The organism is Sinobaca qinghaiensis (assembly GCF_003610495.1).
GTDB classification, from domain to species: domain Bacteria; phylum Bacillota; class Bacilli; order Bacillales; family Marinococcaceae; genus Sinobaca; species Sinobaca qinghaiensis.
In genome coordinates this window covers 356,831-371,802 of record NZ_RAPK01000010.1, presented here as the reverse complement: position 1 = coordinate 371,802, position 14,972 = coordinate 356,831, and the positions used below count along the sequence as shown (strand labels likewise).

Genomic DNA, 14,972 nt, shown 5'->3' with positions numbered 1-14,972 from the left:
ATACTATTGTATCAGTGCATAGAGCGTATTATAATAAAGATAGCCGGTGGGGGAACCCTCGGCTTTTTTTCGTTCTTATAGAGGTAGGGGCAATTCACCGGCCCTGATTGCCCTTATTTCTATACTAACGAAAAAGAAAAAATGTAGAAAAGGAGGAAGGTAAATGATTAATAAACACTTAGTAAAATCAAACCTGGTAATCGAGTACTTTGATGAAAATGGCGGTACAGATGGAGAAGGCGCTACTAAGAGAGCAAACTATGAATGCAAAACAGATGCTGAAGTAGAAACTATTCATCTAATGGCAACTACGGTAGCTTCTCTATGTGCATGGCCATCAACTAAATTTTTGTTTGTTGAAAATAGTGAATTGCGTTCTACTACAGTTGTTGTACCTCCATCCGTTAACTAAAAATACAAATGACAGGAGCAGTTTAATATGTCCACAAGTAACCTGGAACTACGATTCAAGAACTCGCTTGATAAAATAGTAACGATCCGTATAGCTAACCCTCGAGCTGATATCACCTCTGAAGAAGTAAATGCTGCGATGGATACGATGCTTGCTAATCCAGTCTTTAGCGGAAATGCTTACTTTATTAATCAAAAAATCGGAGCCCGCGTCGTTACTCGAGCTGTAGAAGATATTACTATTCAATAAATAAACAAGGCAGCCAGGCGATTGGCTGCCTTTATACATAGACAAGAAAGGAGAAGACTTATGGACGAATTTGTTACACTCGTATCAAATGTTGGCTTTCCTATAGCGGTTGCTTCCTATTTACTTATTCGGCTTGAACCGATTGTAAAAGACTTTCAAAAATCTATATCCGGCTTGACCCTAGTAATCGCTAAACAAAATGAAGTGACCCAAGAACAAGTAAATCAGTTGATGGATATAGTGCAAAGTGAATCGAAATAATAAAAAGCCTCCAATTGCTGGAGGCTTTTTAATCTGTAAAAAATCATAGCAAACCTATTAGTCACAATTAAAGGTAGCGATAAAAAATTCTAATGCAATTCAAATGTGGTAATGGTTTCTTCATATATAGACTTTAATTCTTCGTAATCATCAGTGCCGGGAATTAGATTGTAGCGTGCGATAATAACACTTGTTTCGGTTTCTGTGATGAAAAAATACTCTTCAAAAGTATCGAATTCCCTATGAACGCCCGTTGTGAAGTCACCCATTTCAAAATTATCTTCTACAAATGATAATGATTGTATATTTCCTGATGATCCCCACATTTTATCGTCTTTATCTAGCTGGGCGACTGCTTCTTCACTATAAATATTTGAAGAGACAGGCATACTTAAAATTTCAATAGAGGACCTTGTACGCTTATACTCTGTCCGGGATGAATCGACCAGGTCCTCATATGTTTTAGAAGCCATATAATAAGAAGCAGGATCAGTGCCAACTAAGGAAAATTCCTCTGGAAAAGCCGGGAACGTGATGGAGTAGCCATCTTCTGCAATCGTGCCGGGCTCGCTTCTTTCATAAGGCTCATAGACCACCTCATGTTCAAAGCGTGCTCTGTCCGGGCGCTCTTCCCACGTTTCCGGATTATCGAATGTGACGGTCTGCAGTGCTTCCAGGCCTTGTTCTAGAATCATATCGCCCTCCTCGGTGTCATGGGGAATAGTCAGTGTAGCCTGCAGCCCAATACCCTCATGTTCGGTATGAAAAGTGATTTGGGTATGATCATCTTCTTCAGTTCGTAGTCCATATTCAAATGGGCCCATTTCAGTGTCTTCTTTTTCTATTACATCGTACGTCGTGCCATCTGAAACGAAGCTGTTAATCGTTTTGGTCCGTAGCTGCTCTAAATATTCTTCATTAGAGACTCCATTACCTATTTCTGAAGAAGTTATCTTCAACGTGCTTATTTGATCATAGGCATTATTGTAGTCGCCGCCTTCGTGGAAATAATCAATATCCTTCGGCTCATACGTAAACACCAGGGGCCCCGGCCCGGCATAATAATCCGGATCTACCGTGAAAATATCCGGCACGTCTACTTTATAGAAAGGGGGATTCCCCCGGCCCGGAGTATACCCGGTATATTCCGTAGGTGTCTGTATAGGAGAGTTACTCTGTGTAGCAGTCTCTTCAGTGTCGTTTGTTTCTTCCGTTTCTTCGGTTGAATCAGCAGTTTCATTACCCGCGGAGGACTCTGAGTTATCACTGGAACATCCAGCGATCAAAAACGAAATTGCTAATAATAAAGATGCTTTCCATGTCATTACATCACCTCAAAAAACCATCATTAAGATTGGTTTATCAATATTTTCTATCAAGTGTAGAATACTAATGCTTACTTCCACTAGAAGAATCATTGCCGAATACATCCTCATACGAGATGTATTCAAGTACAGTTAGAGACTTTAATAGTTGAAATAATTTTAATACGTCAACTTCAGTAATCGAATCATAATTATAAAAACCATGCATTAATGCATTTCTATTGAGCTTTCGATCAGGAATATATTCAGAAAAGTTTCCAAACGTTTTAGAGTAGAAATGAACAATAGGCATTGTAAGTATTATCATTAATTGTTTACGCTCTGTTTCATTGTATTCGGTATTCATAAGTTTTCTACTTCTTCCGATGATGCTATTACCGCGTTCGGGTCTTTTTGGTCTTTGACGAACATTTACGTCTTCTCCATCAATATATCCTTCAAACCAACAGACAAATATGTGTTCAAAAGGTGCAAAGAGTGAAATAGTACATAATTTATAATGACCTAACTGATACGCCTCATAAGCTTCTTGAATTAAGCTGCTGTGTAATGCAAATAATGGCTCGTCTTTCAAATCTTTAATATATAAATCTAAATTATCTCTAATATAATTTTCTATTTCAGATCTTTTAACTTCGTTTTCAACGATTTGTGAGGCTAAATCAATGTCCAAACACCATAGTTCTTTTTGAGTTTCTTGAAGTAGTTGAAAAATGTTATTCGTAAACTGTTCATGATGTTCTTTAATAGCTTTCCAATCAATGACTTTAAATGTCTCTTTAACTACATTGAACTGGTTAGGAATGATTTTTTTGTATATATCTATTGTATTGAATAATTGAGGATTAATGTTACTTTTCCATTTAACTATATTACTTAGATCTTTAATTTGATTAGAAGTAATACTATTCATTATGTTATTTTTTGAAGTGATTTCTTCAAAAAGTTTATTTTTTACTGAAGCAGTTGTAATAGCTTTTAACATCGAGTCAGTTATGAGAGGGCGAGGGGGTACTAAGGTTTTAGGAATAAATTTTTCGAAATTGGTAGAAGAAAAGTTGTTTTCTTTTGTATGATTTTTATCTTGATTGATTTTTTTCTCACTATTATTAGACTCTTGGTTTTGATCATCCAATTGGCATCCTCCTATAACATTTATTCCGTTTCCTTTTGGTGTCGAACCTTGCGTCCCTCAATCTCCCTGAAGTGACCCCTCCAGGATCTTTCCGCCCTGGAGGGCCTACTTCATTGAGTATATTTGAGGGACTCTTCATCACCAAAAGACTACGGCATAAAAGTAAAAAACTATAATGTTTCTCATTATACATTCAATCGCTTTAAAATTGTTAATTATGGAATAAAGTAGTTGATAGTTAAGTCTTAGTTCATTACAATCTATAGTAAAGGAGCTGAGCTATGGAACAGCATAAAGCAACATTACTAGAAGCCTATTCACAACTCTACGAACTTGAAATAACCCTTCGAAACCATCTACTTTCTTTACTCCCAGATCTTCTTACTTCCAACCAACCATCCTACTGGCAGCTCATCACCTTAACGCTGGATTATAACTCCCTGCAGCTATCCCCAAAAGAAAAGAAAGTGATCCGCCATACTACATCTATCCGCAATAAAGTATGCCATATGCAGCCTTTAACTTCTCAGGACGTAGCAATCCTTCGAAAAGCATTAACCACTCTTACTGATTCAAACTCATCTAATTCAAATCGTATTACCCAAGATAAAGTTACTATCCATAGTTAAGAAATGCATGATTAATAATGAATGGCCCTGTGTATACTATTCCAAGCGAAGCGTGCCTTTACACTAGGGGAGCCCCCTTTGGTAACATACAGCGACGAAGGAGCAGAAAAGGGAAGCAAGTTGCTTCGAGGTTTAGGGATTCCAAAGGGGGCAGGGTCCCAGTGTCAAGGCTGGAATATAGTGCTATCAATTAGTATTAATAGTAAACAAGATTACAATATACAATTTTTATGATATTCACCCCCTTCACTCCCAGTTAAAATGATAAACTAAAGAAGGGGGTATTTAGTATGGAAATGAAGTACATATCTATTTTACTTGGTAGTTTTTTATTAGTTACAGCTGGGTGTAGTAGTGAACAAGCAGTCGATAGTGAAGAAAGATCTACTGAGGCGACAGAAGTGGAAGCCAGCTCGTCTGAAGAAGCAGTTCAGTCAGTAGAAACGGCACAAGAAGAGCCAACAAATGAAGATCAGATAAACGAAGAAACAGAGCCTATAGAGGATATCAAAGTACATTTTATCGATGCTGGGCAAGCAGATGCCACGTTATTTGAATACAGTGAAGGTGATGAAGACTATGCTGTCCTTTTTGATGCGGGGGATTGGAACCAAGACGATGTAATCCATTATTTGAACACAGAAAGAATTGAAAACATAGATGTTATGATGCTTAGTCATCCTCACGCCGATCATATTGGACAAGCTGACAGGATTATCGAAGATTTCTCCGTAGAGGAAGTATTTATGTCCGGAGAGATTCAAACATCTCAAACCTTCGAACGTGTCATCGATGCTATTGATTATTATGATGTAGGGTATGAGGAATCACGAGCGGGAGACATATACGATGTAGGTCCGCTGCAGATAGAAATGATTAATCCGGAAAACCTGGATAGCGACGAGAACAATAACTCTCTATCCGCTCGTTTTCAATATGGAGATGACTTTTCTGTGATGCTTACAGGGGATGTAGAAGAAGCGACAGAAGCACAAATTATAAGCCGCGGATATACATTGGAAACGGATATTTTACAACTGGGTCATCATGGATCAGACACGTCCAGTTCATCCATTTTTATCGATGAAGTCGATCCGGCAGTAGCCATTTATTCAGCCGGAGAAGATAACCAGTACGGCCATCCCCATGATTCGGTGCTTGAAGCATTAGAAGGACGTGGTACGGAGGTATACGGTACTAGTGTAGACGGGACGATTGTCGTGACGAGTGATGGAGAGTCGTATGATATTGAGACAATGAAAGAGGAAGAACGTACTTCTGAAGATATTATGTCATCTGATAATGAGTCTGAACATTCAAGCAATAATCCTGATGAAAATGTAGAAGAGGAAACCCAGGGAGAGTGTATCGATATTAACGCTGCCTCGAGTGAGCAGCTACAGAATATTAATCAAATAGGAGTAGAACGGGCAGAACAAATAGAAGAACTACGGCCTTTTAGCTCTATAGACGATATGGAACGTATTAGTGGAATAGGCCCCACTCGGGTAGATGAGATAAAAGCAGAAGGACTCGCGTGTATAGGAGGGTAAGCGATGGAAGTAAGAGGGATATTGGACCGTATTGAAGATGATAAATATGCGGTTATATTAGTTGAAGAGCTTGGAAAAGAATATGTAATAGATAAAGATCAACTTCCTCCCGATTTATCTATTGGGGACTGGAGTATAGTGAGTTTAAAAAATGAGAAAATCATTCAACTTTTTAAAGATAAAAAAAAGACATCAGATGCTAAGAACGTAACTAAACAAAAGTTAGAGAAAGTTAAGTCAAAATCTACCAATAGTAAATTTAAGAAAAGGTGAATTTTAATAACTAATGGGAGGAATTAAGTATGTTTACTGGTTTTAATGTAGAGATAGAGAGAGAGAGAAATTACAGCGATTATATCGATAGAGGAAAAGAAATATTTGCAGAACAAAGAAAAGATATAATAAATCAACTTAATTATTATACAGATTCAGAAGGTATTATTGACGGAGAACAGTTACAAAAAAATTGGTTTCCAGATATAAAAGCTGATATATTTTTATCACATTCTCATAAAGACGAACCTATAGCTCTAGGTTTAGCGGGATGGTTACATAAAGAGATGGGTTTAACTGCTTTTATAGACTCGCAAGTATGGGGTTATGCAGGAGATTTATTGAGAGAAATTGATAAAAAATATTGTAAAATTGAAGGCTCGGATAATTATGATTACAATAAAAGGAATTTTTCTACTAGTCATGTGCACATAATGTTATCAACAGCGCTTACGAAAATGATGGATAATACAGAATGTTTATTTTTCTTGAATACCTCTAACTCTATAAGTAACGCTAAAGAAGTTATAAAGCATGAGACAGAATCATCATGGATTTATCATGAAATCGCAATGATGGATTTAATTAGAAAAAAATCTCCCGAGGAACATAGAGAAGGTAGAGAAGGTTTACAAAAAAGCGCAGAAAAACGATCTGAAGAGTCAGATCAATTGAGAATCAAATATTCACTCAATCTGAACGATTTACCTAGATTAAAAGACTTTACTCTTTTAATCGTAGCTTTTAAAGCTAAAGTAAATAATGAGCATGGCTTAGACGCATTGTATAAATATAGTAATATTGAAACTAGTTAGAGGTGGCAATTTGAAAGAACAAAAAATCCGAAATTTAGAAATGATACAAACTGTAATACTGCGAATGTCCTCTAATTGTTTTGCTTTAAAGGGTTGGACAGTGGCACTGGTAGCTGGAGTACTAGCTTTATATGGCAGTAATGATATTACCCATCAATCAATTATTATAATATTTGTTCCTATAATAATTTTTTGGATGTTAGACTCTTACTATTTACAATTAGAAAGAAAATATAGAGTGCTATTTGAAATAGTCAAAGAGGAAAATGAGAGAAATTTTTAATGTCATTAATAGATATAAAAAATCAATTAAAAAAGAAAAAAAGCACATGCTTTATAAGATGTTTCTTTTCTAAGACGGAGTGGCTTTTTTATCTACCAATCGTTGTTAGTGTTTTGATAATAATAAAATATATTATTTGAACAAAAACTCTGAAGGAGAGAAGAAATGATGTTAAATTTTATTATTTTTTTTGGCGCAGCTGCCATATATTATTTTTTGAAGAAAAGAGAAATAGAATTGCACGGAAGAGCTCTGCATTTTATCGAAGTTTATAAAAAAGAATCTCATATTGAAAGTAATGATATAACAAGATTTTGTGGTAAAACAGCTGGTTTGTGGATTTGTATTTCTTATATAGCTACTTATATATTTGATGCAAATATCTTTTTTATCAGTGGATTAGCAGGATTATTAGCATTATTTTCAATTCCAATGATTGTATTACCAATAGGTCTTTTGATAATTGTAGGGATTGTAAATATAGCAGAAAGATTCGGCTTATAAATACTTTTAGGAGGGTTCGCTTTGTCAAATAGCAATTTTTCATTTTTAGCTGAAAAATGGACTGTATTAGCTCAACTTGGTGAGATGGCTGAAAAAAATATATACATAGATCCTAGTACTACATTAATTAAATTACGATTATTTGCGGAGACTACTACAAAATATGTTATGGCTTTTGAAGAGATTAATGAATCACAGGACATAAGTCAATTAGATCGATTAAGATTATTAAAGAAAGACGGAGTTATTACTGAAGATCTAGAAGAGTTATTTCATACGCTTCGTAAGAAAGGTAATAAAGCGGTACACCAGGGTGGATATGGTACTACAGAAGAGGCAGAAATAACATTACGCATGGCTTACCATATAGGTGTTTGGATGATGGAGGTTTATGGAGATTGGGATTATAAAATTCCTGATTATCAAAAGCCCCAACAAGAGCAATTAATAAACGCTAAAGAACTTACTGTGCTTCAAGAACAGTATGAAATAGAAATAGGCACTCTTAAGGAAGATCTAGACAATTTACGTAAGCGGCAAGTATATGTTCAGGCATCTGAAAAAACAAAAAGAAAACAACATGCTCAGCAGTCCAGCAAGAATTTGCAATTAAATGAAGATGAAACAAGAGAAATTATTGATGAACAACTAAGAGACGCAGGATGGGTAGCAGACACAAATAACATTCGTTATAGTAAGGGCACTCGTCCCGAAAAGAATAAGGATAAAGCTATTGCAGAATGGCCTGTAAATGGAGGGCGGGTAGATTACGCTTTATTTGTTGGACTAGAATTTTTAGGGATTATTGAAGCGAAAAGAAAAAGCAAAAATATACCTGCTGATATTGAACAAGCTAAAATATATGCTAGAAATGTGGAACAAAAAGAAGACGAAGTAATTTTGGAGTCTAACGGGGAGTACAGTGTACCATTTTTATTTGCTACGAATGGAAGAGCTTATTTAAAACAAATTCAAGATAAATCCGGGGTATGGTTTTTAGATGCAAGATCTCCGACTAATCATCCACGAGCGTTACAAAAAATCTACAGTCCAAGTGGTTTAAAAGAGCTAGCTAAAAAAGATTTAGGCGAAGCAACTAAAAAATTAAATGAGGAACCTCTTGATTATTTAAAGCTACGTACTTATCAAGAAGAAGCTATTTTGGCTGTAGAAGACGCTTTGAGAAATGGTAAACGAGAGGCTCTGCTTGCTTTAGCAACGGGTACTGGAAAAACTAGACTTGCTATAGGCTTGATCTACCGTCTAATTAAAGCAAAAAGGTTTCATCGGATTTTGTTTTTAGTAGATCGATCAGCTCTTGGTGAACAGGCTGAAGCAGCATTTAAAGATTCAAAGTTAGAAGACTATATGTCTTTTACAGAGATCTTTAATCTTCAAACACTAAACGATAAATCTCCAGAAGGAGAAACCAAGGTCCAAATTGCTACAGTACAAGGCATGGTGAAGCGGTTATTTTATCAAGAAGACGATAGTCAGAAGCCGACGGTAGATCAATACGACTGTATTATTGTTGATGAGGCACATAGAGGATACACATTGGATAAAGAAATGTCAGAAACCGAAATGATGTTTCGCGATCAAAAAGAATATGTTAGTAAATATCGCCAAGTGTTAGAGTATTTTGATGCGGTTCCTATTGGATTGACCGCTACTCCCGCTCTTCATACTGTAGATATATTTGGTAATCCCGTATATACCTATACGTACCGAGAAGCAGTCATAGATGGATATTTAATTGATCACGAACCTCCCTATCAGTTCGAAACAGCACTGAAACAACAAGGAATTCGTTGGAAACAGGGAGAAGAAGTAGACTACTATGATCCACAGTCAGGCGAAATAAATAAAGAAATGTTAGAAGATGAAGTGAATTTAGACGTCACTCATTTTAACAAAATGGTCATCACGAAAAATTTTAACGAAGTGGTATTGACCGAGTTATCTAATTATATTGATCCGATGAGTTTAGGCAAGACGCTAGTTTTTGCAGCTACGGACGATCACGCGGATATGATAGTAAATATGCTGAAAGAAAAGCTTGAGACTATTCATGGACCGGTAGAAGACAATGCAATTATGAAAATAACTGGTTCTATTAAAGATCCTTCTTATGCGATTAAGCAATTTAAAAATGAACGAAATCCTAATATCGTAGTAACCGTAGATCTCCTAACCACCGGAATAGATGTCCCGGCCATAACCAATATTGTGTTTATGCGTCGCGTTCGCTCTCGCATTTTATATGAGCAAATGCTGGGACGTGCCACAAGACTTTGTGAAGATATTGGAAAAGAGTACTTTGCGATTTATGATGCGGTAGGATTATACGAAAGCTTAAAGGCTTATTCAGATATGAAACCAGTTGTTAAACGACCTAAGGTTTCTGTCGAGCAAATTGTAGATGAATTGGAACAAATTGAAGCACCCGCAGAACAGAAACAACATCAAGAAGAACTAGCAGCAAAAATCCAAAGGAAAAAACAATCATGGAATGAAGAAGATCATCAGATATTTGAAACATTAATGGATGGGTTTACGGTTACAGAATTCGTTCAATGGATAAAAGGCAGTACTTCTAATGAAGTTATTGAATTATTGAGAGACAAACCAACTCTCATTCCCTTTTTAGATGAAAACCGATACCGCTCAGCCAAACAGTATATTTCAAATCACGAAGATGAATTAATAGAAGTTACTCGCGGATATGGTAAGGCGGATAAACCAGAGGATTATCTGGAGCAATTTCATACCTTTATCCAAGAAAATATGAATAAAATCCCCGCACTGCAGGTAGTATGTACCCGTCCCAAGGAACTCACAAGAGAGCAACTAAGAGAGCTACGTATTGCATTGGATCAACAAGGATTTACAGAGGCAGGACTTCAGACAGCATGGCGCGATGCAAAAAATGAAGATATTGCTGCAGATATTATTAGCTTCGTAAGAAAACAGGCTATAGGTGATCCTTTAGTGAGTCATGAGGATCGTATTAAAATAGCCATGAAAGATATTTATCAGATGAAATCCTGGCCACCAGTACAAAGGCAATGGTTAGAAAAAATCGAAAAACAATTGTTAAAAGAGTCTATTCTTGATCCGGATCCAGAAAAAGCATTTAACGTAGAACCATTTAAAAGTCGTGGTGGATATAAACAATTAGACATTATCTTCCATGGACAAATGGAGGAAATTGTTAGTAAGATTAACCAGGCATTATATACTCACAACAACAAGGAGCAAGCATAAATGGGAAATCAAGATATAGTACAAAAACTTTGGAATTTATGTAACGTGTTAAGAGATGATGGGATCACATATCATCAGTATGTAACGGAACTCACTTATCTCTTATTCTTAAAAATGATGAAAGAAACAGAACAAGAGGAAAAGATACCAGAGAAATATCGATGGGACTCCCTTCAAAAGTTGCATGGTATTGAACTGAAGACACATTACCAAAAGTTATTAATTGATTTGGGCCAGCAAGAGAGTGACACATTAAAGCAAATCTATGTTAATGCCCAAACTAATATAGATGAACCGAAAAATTTAGAAAAAATTATTCGATCGATCGATAATTTAGATTGGTACAGTGCTAAAGAAGAAGGCCTCGGTGATTTGTATGAAGGTTTGCTAGAAAAAAATGCTAGCGAAACTAAGTCTGGAGCGGGGCAATACTTCACGCCACGTCCCCTTATTGATGCGATCGTTAAAACAGTAGATCCACAACCAGGAGAGAAATGTAATGACCCGGCAGCAGGAACGTTTGGTTTTATGATTGCAGCAGATCGTCATATACGCGAAAAAACAGATGATTATTTTGATTTAGGTCAGCTAGAAGCTGAATTTCAAACTAAGAAAGCTTTTACAGGGGTAGAGTTAGTAAAAGATACCCATCGATTAGCTCTTATGAATGCGATGTTACATGATATTCAGGGAGATATTCGGTTAGGTGATACATTATCTGAGATGGGAAAAGGACTTAAAGGATACGATGTTATTATGACTAATCCTCCTTTTGGAACAAAACAAGGAGGTGAACGACCAACGCGAGATGATTTCACTTTTACAACTACAAATAAACAGTTGAATTTCTTACAACATATATATCGTTCACTTAAAGCAGATGGCAAAGCTCGTGCAGCAGTGGTTCTTCCAGACAATGTTTTGTTTGAAGATGGAACTGGAGAAAAAATCAGGAAAGATCTTATGGATAAGTGTAACCTTCATACCATCCTTCGTCTTCCTACAGGTATTTTTTATGCTCAAGGTGTTAAGACTAATGTTCTCTTTTTCACTCGTGGTAAGAGCGATGTAGAAAATACAAAAAATGTATGGGTCTATGATATGAGAACAAACATGGATAAGTTTGGAAAGCGGACACCGTTAAGAGAAAAACATTTTAATGACTTTCAAACGGCCTACTTTTCTGATAATAGAGAAAACGTTTCTGATAAACGTTGGAATTTATTTACATTAGAAGAAATAAAAAAGAAAAATAATAGTCTAGACATTGGTCTTATTGCGGATGAATCTCTTGAAGCTTATGATAATCTACCAGATCCTATAGAATCAGCAGAAGAAACAATCGATAAGTTAGAAGAAGCTATCGGCTTATTAAATGAGGTAGTAAGTGAACTAAAAGAAGTTAAAAATAATAAACCAGAAAATACAGAAGAAACCAAAGTGGGAGTTTCAGGAGTGATGAAGTATGACTAATTCAGAGAAATATATTACTGAAAATTTTTATGCATTGCCAGTAGTACCGTTAGAAGAACAGCCTTTTGAAATTCCTGAAAGTTGGAAGTGGGTTTATTTAAAAGATATTAATAGTTCAAAAAAAAGATCAATCAATCCAACTAGAGATCAAGAACAAATATTTGAATTATATAGCATACCGAGTTTCCCTACATCTAAGCCTGAAAAGACGAGAGGAAAAGATATCAAATCTAATAAACAAATGATCTCCAAGAATGAAATTTTATTAAGCAAAATTAATCCTAGAATTAACAGAGTATGGTTAGTTGGAGAAGAAAATGAATACCCACTAATAGCTTCAACTGAATGGATTGTTATATCTAATGAGAACTTTGTAGAACCTAAATACTTATTATATTTGCTTCAATCCCCTTATTTCCGAAAACTAATTACAAAAGATGTCTCAGGAGTTGGTGGTTCGCTTACTAGAGCAAAACCAAAATTGGTTGAAAATTATCCTATAGCGTTACCTCCTTTAAAAACTCAAATAAGTATAGCAAGAAAAATTGAAGTATTAGTAGAAAAAATCTATCAGGCAAAAAAACTAATGGAAGAGGCAAAAAGCTCTTTTGAACTGCGTAGAGCGGCCATTTTTGATGAATTTATGGAGAATGTGAATAGTAGTTCCATTGAAATATTAGATGATGAGAGTATAGAATATTTTTTTGAACAAAAGGAAAATGCAAAAAAATGGATTATTACAAACTTCGAATCAATTGCAGCTAAAGATAAGTACTCAATTGCTATCGGTCCTTTTGGAAGCGATCTGAAAGTTACTGATTATTCCACTGAAGGAGTTCCATTAATTTTTGTTAAAAATATTAGAAGTTCCAATTATTTATTGAATAGAAAATATGTTTCAGAAAAAAAAGCAGAAAAACTAAATAAGCATTCAGTAACAAGTGGAGATATTTTAGTTACAAAAATGGGAGATCCACCAGGAGACGTAGATTTATGTCCCTCAAACGTAACAAAAGCTATTATTACGGCTGATTGTATAAAATTAAAGGTGAATCCTGCTTTAGCAGATAACAACTTTATAAAGTATGTTATAGAATCACCTATAGTAAAAAAACAAATATTGAAAATGAGTAAAGGCGTAGCTCAACAAAAAATCAGTTTATCAATATTCAAAAAAATGACTTTTTCTTTACCAAGTCTTAGTAAGCAAAAGACTATAGTGGAAAAACTAGACAAAATTATTGAAAATGAAAATACCTGTATTGAAAATATTAAATATTTTGAAGGAAAAATAGAGGTTCTACAAAAATCAATCTTGTCTAAAGCTTTTAAAGGTCAATTATAAATAAAAGTTATTAGAAGTAGGTGTAGCTTTTGAATTTAGTGGATTTTTCTAGTTTAAAAATTGCTTTAATCTTTATGTTATTTTATATAGTATTTATTTGGTCAGTAAGCTCCGGATATACTTGGTATTATTACTTAATAAAGCCATGGAGAATCCTCTTTTTACTATCCAAAAGTTCCCGATCAGTAATGAAGGAAGAAACAAAAAAGCTTAGAAGAAAATCAATAAAGTGGTATAAAGACAATAAAAGGAAGTTTAGAAGATCGCTTTATTTTATTTTTATATTTTGCATAATCATTGGTCTATATTTGAATTTGATATCATTTGAAGAATGGCTCGTATTGCTTGTAGCAGCTATTTGTATTGTTTTTATAGATATTTCAATATTTAATACACCGTTTGTAAATAAAATAGGAAAGTTTGAATTTCAACATGATAATGAATTTAATGAATATGTAGAAGATTTTAGAAAAAAACAACTTCAATGGTTACAAAAAACAAATGAATGTTCTATCTTGATTCAAAATTCAGAAAGTGCATATGGATCTATATCAAAAGATTTATCTGTTGAAGAATCTTTGCGAACTTTTTTGGATTTTTACTGTACGTCATTTTCAATTAATTCCTATGTTTATAACTTAGGAGAATCTTATGCTAGTGATAAAATTTTTGAGGCACTAACTAATACGATAGACATGATATCAAAAAAGCACACAATTAATTATGAAGAAATGGTTATAAATATGGAGAATAACAAAACTAATGAATCAGATGTATTAGAAAATATTATTGAAACTTTATACGATAGTCAATTTATAGAGCTGGAAAGATACTCTGTTGAACATTATTTACTTATTCCAATTTATTTAAACGAGACATCTTTAATTATACTTTTAAAATCTAGAGTTAATAATATAGAAAATGTCGATGGTTTCCATATTATTAACTTGACATATTTATTTAATGCTATAAAAATGAATGGAATTTAAATGATATAAGTGATAAAATAAAGTATAGAAATTAAGAACAACTTATAAAGGGAGAGTGAACCTTTTATGAAATTATCACCAGAAGCTTACAAAAGACTTAGTGAAAAACAATTAAAAAGAAAAGAAATTAATAAAAAGCCTGTTACTAAAGCAAATAGATTGTCTAATTCGAGTAGTGAAAAACGTTCTCGAGAGCTTGAAAGAAAACTATTAGAAAAGGTATAAACCAAATAGAAATCAACTAAGTAATCACTTAGTTGATTTTTTTTACAAAAAATATTAGTAATTATATGCTAACATTTTGCTCACACAGTTAAATCAAATAGCATAAAAAAGAGTTCACTAGCGTAACCTAGTGAACTGCTCTAATGACTGATATATCAACTTAAATGAACTGAAATACAAAAAAATGAATTTGTTTCTTTTATCAAGAAGTATGGGCGGCATGATGTAGTAGCC

Annotated in this window: 16 protein-coding genes; 14 read left to right on the top strand and 2 right to left on the bottom strand. The window is 34.5% G+C overall.

Going from position 1 to position 14,972, the window contains the following annotated elements; translation table 11 throughout:
- Positions 1 to 163 precede the first annotated feature (163 nt).
- Genes ATL39_RS13785 through ATL39_RS13775 form a run of 3 tightly spaced genes read left to right on the top strand, consistent with a single transcriptional unit; the run spans position 164 to position 922 of the window.
- The gene (locus ATL39_RS13785; RefSeq protein ID WP_120193930.1) at positions 164 to 412 is read left to right on the top strand and encodes a hypothetical protein; all 249 of its coding nucleotides are present in this window, start codon (positions 164 to 166) and stop codon (positions 410 to 412) included.
- A gap of 27 nt (positions 413 to 439) precedes the next feature.
- Positions 440 to 661: a DUF2922 domain-containing protein gene (locus tag ATL39_RS13780; protein WP_120193929.1), complete on the top strand. Its 222-nt coding sequence runs from the start codon at positions 440 to 442 to the stop codon at positions 659 to 661.
- Between the two features lie 60 nt (positions 662 to 721).
- Entirely contained in the window at positions 722 to 922 is a 201-nt protein-coding gene (locus ATL39_RS13775; RefSeq protein WP_120193928.1) for a YvrJ family protein, read from the top strand.
- An 89-nt stretch (positions 923 to 1,011) separates the two neighbouring features.
- Here ATL39_RS13775 and ATL39_RS13770 read toward each other — a convergent pair whose 3' ends face one another.
- Positions 1,012 to 2,247, bottom strand: coding sequence for a hypothetical protein (locus ATL39_RS13770; protein ID WP_120193927.1), 1,236 nt, complete (start codon positions 2,245 to 2,247; stop codon positions 1,012 to 1,014).
- Positions 2,248 to 2,311: 64 nt separating this feature from the next.
- Complete coding sequence (locus ATL39_RS13765; RefSeq protein WP_120193926.1) at positions 2,312 to 3,382, bottom strand: hypothetical protein; 1,071 nt, start codon at positions 3,380 to 3,382, stop codon at positions 2,312 to 2,314.
- Between the two features lie 281 nt (positions 3,383 to 3,663).
- On the opposite strand from ATL39_RS13765, the gene ATL39_RS13760 reads away from it, so the two are divergent.
- The 11 genes from ATL39_RS13760 to ATL39_RS17465 all read left to right on the top strand — a co-directional run bounded on the left by ATL39_RS13760 (position 3,664) and on the right by ATL39_RS17465 (position 14,738).
- Positions 3,664 to 4,011: a hypothetical protein gene (locus ATL39_RS13760; RefSeq protein ID WP_120193925.1), complete on the top strand. Its 348-nt coding sequence runs from the start codon at positions 3,664 to 3,666 to the stop codon at positions 4,009 to 4,011.
- Between the two features lie 401 nt (positions 4,012 to 4,412).
- Positions 4,413 to 5,564: a helix-hairpin-helix domain-containing protein gene (locus tag ATL39_RS13755; protein ID WP_170146937.1), complete on the top strand. Its 1,152-nt coding sequence runs from the start codon at positions 4,413 to 4,415 to the stop codon at positions 5,562 to 5,564.
- Between the two features lie 3 nt (positions 5,565 to 5,567).
- Positions 5,568 to 5,837, top strand: coding sequence for a DUF3006 domain-containing protein (locus ATL39_RS13750; protein WP_120193923.1), 270 nt, complete (start codon positions 5,568 to 5,570; stop codon positions 5,835 to 5,837).
- Between the two features lie 29 nt (positions 5,838 to 5,866).
- On the top strand, positions 5,867 to 6,652 hold the full coding sequence (locus tag ATL39_RS13745; RefSeq protein ID WP_120193922.1) for a toll/interleukin-1 receptor domain-containing protein: 786 nt from the start codon (positions 5,867 to 5,869) through the stop codon (positions 6,650 to 6,652).
- A 10-nt stretch (positions 6,653 to 6,662) separates the two neighbouring features.
- Positions 6,663 to 6,935: a hypothetical protein gene (locus tag ATL39_RS13740; RefSeq protein WP_120193921.1), complete on the top strand. Its 273-nt coding sequence runs from the start codon at positions 6,663 to 6,665 to the stop codon at positions 6,933 to 6,935.
- Between the two features lie 165 nt (positions 6,936 to 7,100).
- The gene (locus ATL39_RS13735; RefSeq protein ID WP_120193920.1) at positions 7,101 to 7,439 is read left to right on the top strand and encodes a hypothetical protein; all 339 of its coding nucleotides are present in this window, start codon (positions 7,101 to 7,103) and stop codon (positions 7,437 to 7,439) included.
- Positions 7,440 to 7,523: 84 nt separating this feature from the next.
- On the top strand, positions 7,524 to 10,706 hold the full coding sequence (hsdR, locus tag ATL39_RS13730; RefSeq protein ID WP_120193992.1) for a type I restriction-modification system endonuclease: 3,183 nt from the start codon (positions 7,524 to 7,526) through the stop codon (positions 10,704 to 10,706).
- Positions 10,707 to 12,179, top strand: a complete 1,473-nt coding sequence (locus tag ATL39_RS13725; RefSeq protein ID WP_120193919.1) for a class I SAM-dependent DNA methyltransferase — start codon at positions 10,707 to 10,709, stop codon at positions 12,177 to 12,179. It begins immediately after the preceding gene.
- A complete protein-coding gene (locus tag ATL39_RS13720) occupies positions 12,172 to 13,524 on the top strand; it encodes a restriction endonuclease subunit S (protein WP_120193918.1) in 1,353 nt (450 codons plus the stop codon). Before ATL39_RS13725 ends, ATL39_RS13720 begins: the two co-directional genes overlap by 8 nt.
- A 38-nt stretch (positions 13,525 to 13,562) precedes the next feature.
- Complete coding sequence (locus ATL39_RS13715) at positions 13,563 to 14,513, top strand: type II toxin-antitoxin system SpoIISA family toxin (RefSeq protein WP_245960999.1); 951 nt, start codon at positions 13,563 to 13,565, stop codon at positions 14,511 to 14,513.
- A gap of 66 nt (positions 14,514 to 14,579) precedes the next feature.
- Complete coding sequence (locus ATL39_RS17465; RefSeq protein WP_170146936.1) at positions 14,580 to 14,738, top strand: hypothetical protein; 159 nt, start codon at positions 14,580 to 14,582, stop codon at positions 14,736 to 14,738.
- Positions 14,739 to 14,972 lie beyond the last annotated feature (234 nt).